This is a genomic window from Paraburkholderia oxyphila NBRC 105797 (assembly GCF_000685075.1).
Lineage (GTDB): Bacteria > Pseudomonadota > Gammaproteobacteria > Burkholderiales > Burkholderiaceae > Paraburkholderia > Paraburkholderia oxyphila.
In genome coordinates this window covers 1-10,359 of sequence record NZ_BAYD01000191.1, presented here as the reverse complement: position 1 = coordinate 10,359, position 10,359 = coordinate 1, and the positions used below count along the sequence as shown (strand labels likewise).

10 protein-coding genes are annotated in these 10,359 nt (G+C 62.5%); 6 read left to right on the top strand and 4 right to left on the bottom strand.

The genetic code is table 11. The annotated features are described in order from the left end of the window. Positions 1–394 (bottom strand): transposase (locus tag BO1_RS47180; protein ID WP_028223537.1); only part of this gene is annotated, 394 nt, incomplete at its 3' end. Between the two features lie 98 nt (positions 395–492). Between BO1_RS47180 and BO1_RS47175 the strand changes: the two genes are divergently transcribed. From BO1_RS47175 to BO1_RS47155, 5 genes are all read left to right on the top strand, one after another. Next, a complete protein-coding gene (locus tag BO1_RS47175; protein WP_028223536.1) occupies positions 493–795 on the top strand; it encodes a hypothetical protein in 303 nt (100 codons plus the stop codon). A 478-nt stretch (positions 796–1,273) separates the two neighbouring features. Continuing rightward, entirely contained in the window at positions 1,274–2,224 is a 951-nt protein-coding gene (locus BO1_RS47170; protein WP_028223535.1) for a choline ABC transporter substrate-binding protein, read from the top strand. Positions 2,225–2,388: 164 nt separating this feature from the next. Next, on the top strand, positions 2,389–4,035 hold the full coding sequence (locus tag BO1_RS47165) for an APC family permease (protein WP_028223534.1): 1,647 nt from the start codon (positions 2,389–2,391) through the stop codon (positions 4,033–4,035). A gap of 229 nt (positions 4,036–4,264) precedes the next feature. After that, positions 4,265–4,591, top strand: a complete 327-nt coding sequence (locus BO1_RS47160; RefSeq protein WP_043289117.1) for a type II toxin-antitoxin system RelE/ParE family toxin — start codon at positions 4,265–4,267, stop codon at positions 4,589–4,591. Then, complete coding sequence (locus tag BO1_RS47155; protein WP_218002876.1) at positions 4,584–4,916, top strand: helix-turn-helix domain-containing protein; 333 nt, start codon at positions 4,584–4,586, stop codon at positions 4,914–4,916. Before BO1_RS47160 ends, BO1_RS47155 begins: the two co-directional genes overlap by 8 nt. A gap of 91 nt (positions 4,917–5,007) precedes the next feature. Here the strand turns inward: BO1_RS47155 and betA are convergent, their stop codons facing one another. Genes betA through betI form a run of 3 tightly spaced genes read right to left on the bottom strand, consistent with a single transcriptional unit; the run spans position 5,008 to position 8,888 of the window. Beyond that, positions 5,008–6,759 carry a choline dehydrogenase gene (betA, locus tag BO1_RS55760; RefSeq protein ID WP_084688824.1) on the bottom strand — a complete coding sequence of 584 codons (1,752 nt, stop codon included), beginning with the start codon at positions 6,757–6,759 and terminating at the stop codon, positions 5,008–5,010. A gap of 31 nt (positions 6,760–6,790) precedes the next feature. Next, positions 6,791–8,260 carry a betaine-aldehyde dehydrogenase gene (betB, locus tag BO1_RS47145; protein WP_028223531.1) on the bottom strand — a complete coding sequence of 490 codons (1,470 nt, stop codon included), beginning with the start codon at positions 8,258–8,260 and terminating at the stop codon, positions 6,791–6,793. Positions 8,261–8,276: 16 nt separating this feature from the next. Continuing rightward, the gene (betI, locus tag BO1_RS47140) at positions 8,277–8,888 is read right to left on the bottom strand and encodes a transcriptional regulator BetI (RefSeq protein ID WP_028223530.1); all 612 of its coding nucleotides are present in this window, start codon (positions 8,886–8,888) and stop codon (positions 8,277–8,279) included. Positions 8,889–9,158: 270 nt separating this feature from the next. Here betI and BO1_RS47135 point away from each other — a divergent pair, with 270 nt between their 5' ends. Then, the gene (locus BO1_RS47135) at positions 9,159–10,301 is read left to right on the top strand and encodes a porin (protein WP_028223529.1); all 1,143 of its coding nucleotides are present in this window, start codon (positions 9,159–9,161) and stop codon (positions 10,299–10,301) included. Positions 10,302–10,359: the final 58 nt, after the last annotated feature.

Below are 10,359 nucleotides of genomic sequence, written 5' to 3'. Positions count from 1 at the left end.
CAACTTCGTTGAAAAATTCGATCACTGCATCATGCATGATCAAACGTTCGCGGTTCTTCGTGAAGACCGTCGGCACCCAGACCTCGTCATCCATGGCCAAGCCGATGAACCAGCGAAACAGCAGGTTGTATTGCACCTGCTCCATCAGTTGGCGCTCCGATCGGATGCTGTAGAGCACCTGGATCAGCATGGCTCGCAGCAACTTCTCCGGCGCGATGCTCGGCCGCCCACCCTTGATGTCGGCCTCGTACATCCCGGCAAACAACCGATCCATCTTCGCCAGCGCTTCGTTCGCCATCACGCGGATCGAACGCAACGGATGCGACTTCGGAACGAAGTCGTCCAGCTTGCGCATGGAAAACAAACTCTCGGTGAATGTGTCGGCGCCGCGCATGATCTCCAGGGGGCAAGTGGGGGTCTTCCATCAACGCTTCACCGGCCTTCCGCGATGACGTTACCGCCGGTACTTCAGCAGCCTGGTAAAGGCTCACCATGCGCGACCTGTACACGAGTCACGCCGCCGCCTTGCGCGACGCGCTACGCCATGCCGTCGAGCGTGGCGGTATGTCTTCGCTGGGCGTGCTGCATCAAGGCGTGCCGTCCGCGTCCACGCTCACGGGCACCGATGCGACCGCGCAGGCGGCCCGGATTCGTCGCCAACTCGAACGCCTCGCGCCGGTGCCGCGCGCGCTACTCGTCATCGCCTACGCGCCGCGCACGCTCAAATGCTCGTGCGGCTCGCGGTGCTGCGCGGACAGCTATCCGAATCCCGAATGGGCGAAGCCATGCGCATAACGCTCGCGCCGCTGCTCACACGTGTAGCGGTAAAGGGAAATAGATCGAAGTCCTTATAAATAGAATCTGCGCTCCGCAACCACAGCCGCAACCACGAATGCAATGAAAACGAAAGCAAAACGCATGCAGATGAAGTGCCTTTGAAAGCAGCCGGACGGCGACCCATTCCGTATTTCGATTGATCGTTCAATCAACTTAAAACCTTGTCGTTCGGACCTCGCGACGTCGAGGTGTCGCAAATGCGCAAGTGCTCGTCGCAATTGCTACGTTGATCCGTTTTTTGCCAAACGACTATTGACCGTGGGATGCGCGTCCTCGCCGCCTTTCTTCCCGTCAGCCCCGCCACAAGGGGTACCGGGGCACAGGAACAGGGGCGGGCACGCGTCTTGCGCTGGTCAGCCCGCAGTTTGTCCGCGAGTTTGCCGCCATCCCTTCCATGAGGAACCGATCGACGCTGTGCAATCTCGAGGAGATGAAGATGAGCCGATTTCAGACCCTGCAGGCCTGTGCGTTGCTGTTTGCCGCCGCCGCCTGCTCCAGCGCCTATGCGGCGGATCCCGCCGAATGCAAGGCGGTGCGTTTTGCCGACGTCGGCTGGACCGACATCGCTGCAACCACGGGCGTTGCGTCCACCATATTGAGCGGACTCGGCTACGAGCCCACCAAGACCATCGCGTCGGTGCCCATTACGTTCGCGGGCCTGAAGAGCAAGCAGATTGACGTGTTCCTCGGCTACTGGTCGCCGACGATGGACCCGATGATCGAGCCGTTCACGAAAGCGGGCACGATCAAGGTGTTGCCGACCCCCAATCTCATCGGCGCGAAATACACGCTCGCAGTGCCCGACTACGTGTACCAGGGTGGCCTGCACTCGTTCCAGGACATCGCGAAGTACGCGGATAAATTGCAGGGCAAGATCTACGGGATCGAGCCCGGCAACGACGGCAACCAGCTGATTCAGAAGATGATCAGCTCGAACCAGTATGGCCTCGGCAAGTTCAAGCTTGTGGAGTCGAGCGAGGCCGGCATGCTGGTGCAGGTGAACCGCGCCGTGCGCGACAAACAGTGGATCGTGTTCCTCGGCTGGGAGCCGCATCCGATGAACGTGCAGATGAAGATCGACTACCTCGCGGGTGGCGATGACGTTTTCGGACCCAATTACGGCGCGGCGAAGGTCTTGACCGCGGAACCGCCTGATTACAGCGCGCGCTGCCCGAACGTCGCGAAGTTCGTCTCCAACCTGCAGTTCACGACCGCCATCGAGAACCATTTGATGGTGCCCATCGCCGCCAAGGAAGACCCGAACAAGGCGGCCGCCGACTGGCTCAAGTCCAATCCGCAGATCCTCGACAAGTGGCTCGCCGGGGTGACGACCCTCGACGGCAAGCCGGGCCTGCCCGCCGTGCGCGCGTATCTGGGCGTGAATTGACGCTTTGCGTCGACATGTTGTGGCCGCCGTTCGCACCCTCTTGCGGACGGCCGGGGCGCCCGGGACGAACTGTATGCATGCACGGCACGTCCCTGGCGATCCCTGAAGGCCCCAATTGGCGCGGCAATTTTGGTTGATTAGCGTTAGACCTCAGGAGGAATTGGATGGAGCAAGCTGGAATACGTACGCGGGGTGCCGACGATGTTGGCGCCCGAGGCGACCATGGCCATGCGCTGCAGCGTGGCCTTACCTGGAAAGACGCATTTTGGGTCACGAGCGGCGTACCGGCGGGTGTGCTTTTCACGATCGGTGGCGTGTGCGCCACGATAGGCCAGCCCGCATGGGCCATCTGGATCGCATCGATCACGATGGGCCTCATGCAGAGCGCGACCTATGCCGAGATTTCCGGCCTTTTTCCGCACAAATCGGGTGGCGCGTCGGTCTATGGCGCGATTGGCTGGGTGCGCTACGGCAAGATGATTGCGCCGGTCTCCGTGTGGTGCAACTGGCTCGCCTGGTCACCCATGCTCGCGCTCGGCTGCGGGCTGGCCGCGAACTACGCGCTCGCCACGCTGTTTTCGCCCGATGCGGCCATCCTGCAATGGCACTGGACGCTGGCGAACCTCGACTTCATCAAGCCCGGGCTCACGCTGCGCATCAACGCCACCTTCATGATTGCAGCGGCGTTCCTGCTCATTACGTTCCGGCTTCAACATAGCGGCGCATCGAAGGCCGCGAAGACGCAGAAGATACTCGGCATCGCCTCGCTCACGCCGCTTCTGATCGTCGGTCTCGTGCCGTTCTTCACCGGCGACGTGCCCGCAAAGCATCTCTTCCCGCTGCTGCCGCTCGGCCACGACGCGCAGGGCAATCTCACCGCCTCGCGCTTCGGCGCATGGAACGGCCAGGGTGTGGTGATGGCGCTGGGCGCCATGTTCATGGCCGGCTGGGCTTCGTATGGCTTCGAGACCGCCGTCTGCTATACGCGCGAATTCCGCGATCCGCGCCGCGATACCGCGCGCGCGATCTTCTGGTCGGGCGCGCTCTGCCTCGTCGTGATGACGCTCGTGCCGCTCGCCTTCCAGGGTTCGCTCGGCATGCAGGCGATGCTCGATCCGCGCATTGGCGACGGCACCGGCGTTGGCATGGCGATGGCGTCCATCGTGGGCGGTGGCGCATGGGTCGGCAATGCCGTGGTCGTGATGCTGATGCTCTCGATTCTGCTGATCGTGATGACTTCGATGATGGGGTCCTCGCGCACGCTGTATCAGGCTTCGGTGGATGGCTGGCTGCCGCGCTATCTCTCGCGTGTGAACGAGCACGGCGCGCCTACCGCGGCCATGTGGACCGATCTGGGCTTCAACCTCGTGCTGCTGGCGATGTCCGACTACATGACGGTGCTGTCCATCTCGAACGTGTGCTACATGCTGTTCGTGTTTCTCAATCTGCAATCGGGGTGGATTCATCGCATGGATCGGCCGTCGTGGGATCGGCCGTTCCGCTGCCCGACGTGGCTGCTCGCGCTTGGCGCGCTGTGCGGTTATGCGAATCTCGTGTTTGTGGGCGCGGGTGCGAATTTGCAAGGGGCTAACACGCTGCGTGATGGCTTGATCGCGATGCTGCTGATCGTGCCGGTGTTCGCTTATCGTCACTACTGGCAGGATCGTGGTCAGTTTCCCGCGGGCAGTGCGCTCGATATGGAGGTGAAGATTCCTGCGCGCAGCAAGTGGCGCGATATGTTGCCGTATGCGGCGTTGATTGCGGCTGCGTTGACTATTGCGATTTCGTATCGGTTGGCTGCGGCGGTGTAACCGGGCGGTTTTAACCCTGCGTTAAGGCTCACGGCGTCACGTTGGCATTCGGATTTCGGATGCCGCGTGACGCCGTTTTTGCTTTTACGGCTGCTCGGGGCTTCTCTGCAATGGGGTGATTACCTGATATCCAGGTACCCATGACTTTCTTGCACCTGCTCATGGCCCTGGATGCTGTCCTCCGGCAAACTTGCTCGAATTTCGCAAATTTGCTAATATCGGAAACAGCATGTGGACGATCACGTACTACAGCGAGCGTGTAAGGACCGAGGTTTTCTCTCTACCGGTGGGTATTCTCGCCGGCTACATGCGGCTGCTCGGCGTCATGGAGAAGTTCGGTGCCGATCTGCGAATGCCGCATTCGCGCGCTATGGGAGGTGGACTGTTTGAACTTCGTCCGCGTGGTCATGAAGGCATCGGGCGAGTTTTCTATTGCACACAGATGGGCCAGCGCATCGTTATCCTGCATTCGTTCATCAAGAAGACGCAGGAAACCCCGGTTACCGAGTTGCGTATTGCCCGCAAACGCTTGAAGGAGGTTTTGGACAATGGCTAAGGCGAGGGTGAAGCGCGAACTCGAGGATCGGTACAATCCCGTCCCGCATACGAAAGCCGATATCGACCGGTTGATGCAGGACCCGGCGTTCAAGGCCGCGTACGAGGCATTGGAAGAAGAATTCGCGGCGCTGGACACGCTGCTCACTGCTCGCAAGGAAGCAGGCCTTACGCAGGCACAGGTCGCCGAGCGTATGGGCACCACCACCTCCGCGGTATCCCGTCTGGAATCTTCGCTCGCCAGCGAAAAGCATTCTCCATCTCTGGCGACGCTGCGCAAGTACGCCGCTGCCTGCGGAAAATCCTTGAGGATTTCCCTCGTATAAATGCATGCGGGCCGGAATCGCCGCGCTTCGCGCTTCGATTCCGGCCCGCAACGGATACCCGATTATTCAGGTATCCGATGGACTGCCATAATTACGATACCGCGTGCGCCTTCCGCTTCGCTGCGCTCGGCGCCGCCTTTATTCCCTTGCCTCCCGTCGGGCGCAGCGGCAAATCCCCACCTCGCGCCGGCGCACCATTGGCCACGTAATACTGCGCCGTCGAGCGCGCGAGCGGCTGGCGGCCGCGAATGCGGTCGGCAATCTTCTCGGCGAGCATGATCGTCGGCGCGTTCAGGTTGCCGGTGGTGATGAGCGGCATGATCGAGGCGTCCACCACGCGTAAGCCTTCGATGCCGTGCACGCGGCCCTCCGCATCCACAACGGCCATGTCGTCGTAGCCCATCGCGCACGAGCACGACGGGTGAAAGGCCGTCTCCGCGCGGCCGCGCACGAAGGCGTCGATCTGCGCGTCGGTCTTGAGGTCGGCGCCGGGGTTCAGCTCGCGGCCACGGTAACGGTCGAGCGCCGGCTGCGCGATGATCTCGCGCGTGATGCGGATGGCGTCGCGGAACTCGCGCCAGTCGAGCGCTTCGGACATGTAGTTGAAGAGAATCGACGGATGCTGGCGCGGATCGCGCGAGCGCAGCTTCACACGACCGCGGCTAGGCGAACGCATCGAGCCCACGTGCGCCTGAAAGCCGTGCATCTTGATCGCGTTGCTGCCGTTGTAGTTGATCGCAACAGGCAGGAAGTGATACTGGATATTGGGCCACGGGTCGTCGTCGCGCGTGCGGATGAAGCCGCCCGCTTCGAAATGATTGCTCGCGCCCTTGCCGGTGCCGCGCAACATCCATTCGAGCCCGATGGCGGGCTGATTGCGCTTGAGCAGCGCAGGGTAGAGCGAAACGGGCTCCTTGCACTCGTACTGCATGTACATCTCCAGGTGGTCCTGAAGATTCTGTCCCACGCCGGGCAGGTCGAGCACGACCGGAATGTCGAGCTCGCGCAGCCACGCGCCGGGGCCCACGCCCGAGCGCTGCAGCAGTTGCGGCGAGGCGATCGCGCCCGAGCACACCAGCACCTCGCGGCGCGCATAGCGCTTCACCTGCGCATTGCCGTCGAGAAACACCACGCCGTTCGCGCGCTTGCCGCTGAACAGGATCCGGTCGGTGGTCGCGTGCGTGACGATATCGAGGTTGGGCCGCTGCTTCGCCTGATCCAGGTAGCCGCGCGCGGTGCTCGCGCGCCGGCCCTTGGCCGTCACCGTGCGGTCCATCGGCCCGAAGCCTTCCTGGCGGTAGCCGTTCAGATCGTCGGTGCGCGGGTAGCCGGCCTGCACGCCGGCCTCCACCATCGCCTCGAAAAGCGGGTTTACGCCGGGTTTGCTGGTGGTCACGTGCACGGGGCCTTCGCCGCCGTGATAGTCGTTCGCGCCCACGTCGCGCGTTTCCGCCTTGCGGAAGTAGGGCAGGCAATCCAGATAGGTCCAGTTCTCCAGCCCCTTGCGCTCGGCCCAGCCGTCATAGTCGAGCGCGTTGCCGCGGATATAGCACATGCCGTTGATGAGCGAAGAGCCGCCCAGCCCCTTGCCGCGCCCGCACTCCATGCGCCGGTTGTCCATGAACGGCTCGGGGTCGGTTTCGTAGGCCCAGTTGTAGCGGCGGCCCTGCAACGGATATGCGAGTGCGGCGGGCATCTGCGTGCGGAAGTCGAAGCGGTAGTCGGGACCGCCCGCTTCCAGCAGCAGGACCGTGACGTCGCGATCCTCGGTAAGCCGGGTGGCGAGCACGTTGCCCGCCGATCCCGCGCCGATGATGATGTAGTCGTACTCTTGCGCTGCCATGCCGTGCTCCCTCAAATACCCTTAAATACCCTCAAAAGGCGGGCCGATACGGTCCCAGTTCGACCTGGACGGATTTGATGCGCGTGTAGTGCTCGAGCGTCGTGATACCGTTCTCGCGCCCCACGCCCGATTGCTTGTAGCCGCCCACGGGCATTTCCGCGGGCGATTCGCCCCAGGTGTTGATCCAGCAGATGCCCGCTTCGAGCCGGTGAATCACGCGATGCGCGCGCGACAGATTCTCGGTGACGACACCCGCGGCCAGGCCATAGAGGGTGTCGTTCGCCCGTGCGATGACTTCGGATTCCTCAGTGAAGCCAAGAATGCTCATGACCGGGCCGAAGATTTCCTCGCGCACGATCTTCATGTCGTCGCGGCAATCGGCGAATACGGTCGGCTGCACATACTGGCCGCGCGCGAATTCGCCTTCCACGAGGCGCGCGCCGCCCGCAACGAGCCGCGCGCCTTCGCGCTTGCCGCTCTCGATATAGCCGAGCACCTTGTCGAGCTGCGCCGCGCTGGCGAGCGGGCCGAAGTTGGTGGCGGGGTTGCCGGGATGCCCGACGCGGATGCGCGCCACGCGTTCGACGACTTTCGCCTCGAACGCCGGGAGCAGGGATGCGTGCACGAAGACGCGCGTGCCGTTGGTGCAGACCTGGCCCGAGCTGAAGAAGTTGGCGGTGACCGCAATATCGGCGGCTCGATCGAGATCGGCGTCTTCGAAGACGATCAGCGGCGACTTGCCGCCCAGCTCCATCGTCACTTCCTTCAGCGACGAGCCGCCGGCCGCGGCCATGACCTTCTTGCCCGTTTCCACGCCGCCCGTGAACGAGATCTTTTCGATGTCGGGATGCGTGCTGAGCATCGCACCCACGCGCGCGTCGCCTTGCACGACGTTGAACACGCCCGGCGGCACGCCGGCTTCGAGATAGATTTCGGCGAGCTTCGAGGCGGACAGCGGCGTGACCTCGCTCGGCTTGAAGATCATGGCATTGCCGGCAGCCAGCGCGGGCGCCGATTTCCAGCACGCGATCTGAATGGGGTAGTTCCATGCGCCAATGCCCGCGGTCACGCCCAGCGGCTCGCGGCGCGTATAGACGAACGAATCCTGGCGCAGCGGAATCTGCTGGCCCTCGATGGCGGTGGCGAGGCCGGCGTAGTACTCGATCACGTCGGCGCCCGTGACGATATCCACGGCGCTCGTTTCCGCGATGGGCTTGCCGGTGTCGCGCGTTTCCAGCGCGGCGAGCGCGTCGTTGCGCGCGCGCAGCAGCTCGACGGCGCGGCGCAGGATGCGCGAGCGCTCCATGGCGGTCATGGCGGCCCACACGCGCTGGCCGGCGCGCGCCGATTGCACGGCGCGGTCGATGTCGGCGGCGCTGGCTTGCTGCACCGTGGCGAGCAATTCGCCGGTGGCGGGATCGCGCGTTTCGAAGGTCTCGCCGCTGGTGGCGTCGGTGAATGCGCCGTCAATGAAGAGGCGTTCGAGCGGATAAACAGACATGGTGGGTGACTCCAGGCTAGGCGGACTTGCTCGAGCGCGCCTTGGCGCGCGTTTCGAGCATGAGATCGATGTATTCGTTGGCGACGCGCAGGGCGGCCTTGGTGTCGAACGGTTCGCCGGTCAGGGTGCCGCGCAGCCACAGGCCGTCGATCATGGCGGCGAGGCCGCTGGCGGCGCGCCGCGAGGCTGCGTGCGGCAAGACCTTCTCGAACTCGGCGCACAGGTTCGAATAGAGCCGGCGCGTATTCACGCGCTGCAGACGGCGCAGGGCGGGCTGATGCATGCTCTCGGCCCAGAACGCGAGCCAGGTCTTCATGACCGGCGTATTCACCTGCGAGACGTCGAAATTCGCGGCGACGATGGCGCGCAAGCGCGCGCGCGGCTCGTCCCTGGCCGCCGTGCGGCGGCGCATGGTGGCCTCCCAGAGATCGCGCAGGATGTGGCGCATGGTGGCCTCGAGCAGGCCGTCCTTGCCGCCGAAATAGTGACTGACGATCCCGGTCGAGATGTTCGCGTGCTGCGCGACCGTTGCAAGCGTCGTGCCCGACAACCCGGACTGGTCGATCGATTGCAGGGTCGCATCAATGAGTTGCGCGCGACGGACGTCGCGCATTCCGATCTTGGGCATGGCGATTCTTCAAGGCGCAGCTGGAAGGCCCTCACTTTATTCTTTTTTTATTGAACGATCAATCAAGAAAAACGCCGATCTGGTGGGGCGGCGCTTTTTCCCAAGTGTGCGTCGCGTTCGCGAAAGTCACGCGAGATTTGGATTTGTACGTTCTCACGATCCGCATAAGGCGTGCAGCGGGCTTACCGATACGCACGCGATTTGTACGTCTCAGGGGACGTCATTTATGCGGCCCATCAACCGTATCCCAAGAGAAGAGAGACCTGGACCATGAAGAAAGTGAAAGTGGCGGCACTGACTGGCATCGCACTCGCATTGGCCGCGCTCTCCACCGAGAGCGAGGCTCAGAGCAGCGTGACGATGTACGGGATCATCGATGCGGGCGTGACTTACGTCACCAACGCGGGCGGCTCGCATCAGGTGAAGTTCGACGACGGTGTTTCGTATGCGAACCGCTGGGGCATCAAAGGCACCGAGGACCTTGGCGGCGGCAACAAGGCCATCTTCGATCTGGAAAGCGGCTTTCATTTGGGTAATGGCGAAATCGCCAATGGTGGCTCGTTGTTTGGGCGTGTGGCTTACGTAGGTCTGCAGAGCGATTGGGGCACGCTCACGTTCGGCAACCAGTCCGATATGACGCAGGACATGGTTTACCAGTACAACGTTTCCGCTTGGGCGAGCGGCTACGCCATTAACCAGGGCGACTTCGACCGCATGAATGGCGACCATCTGCCGAACGCCGTGAAGTTCACGTCGAATACGTATGGAGGGTTCCAGTTCGGTGGCATGTATTCGTTCAGCAATACGCCTGGGGAATTCCATACGGGTAGTGCATGGAGCGTGGGTGCGCAATATCAGAACGGCAATTTTTCGGCGGGCACGGCGTATACGCAGTTGAATAACCCGTCGGGGATTTATGCGTTCGATCCTTACGCGATGATCGGTGTGCATACGTTCTTTGGGCAGCCTACTGTGAGCGTTGATCCCGCCACGGGCGCCGTTACCGATCTCTATGCGAACAATGCGTTTCCGGTGGACAAGCAAGGAGCGTTCGGTGTGGGGGCCAGTTATGTGATTGGGCCCGTTACGTTGATGGGCGACTTTACCTATACCCAGATCAAGGCGTTTGGACAGAGCGAGCATATGCAGGTGGCCGAAGGCGGCGCCGACTGGCAAATCACGCCCTCTGTGAGCCTGATCGGCGGCTACCAGTACACGCATTTCGATGGGAATCACTGGAATCAGCTTTCGGCAGGGGTGCATTACTCGCTTTCCAAGCGTACCGAAGTCTATCTCTCGGGAGACTGGCTCCATGCTTCGCAAGGGGTGGATGCTGTGATCGGGTATAGCTTCACGCCGTCGTCGACTACGACTCAGGCCGATGTGCGTATCGGGATGCGGCATTCGTTCTGATTTCGGAATCTCTGGGGGCCCTAGTTGGCCCTAACTTGTTTTCGCGGCGGGCCGCAAG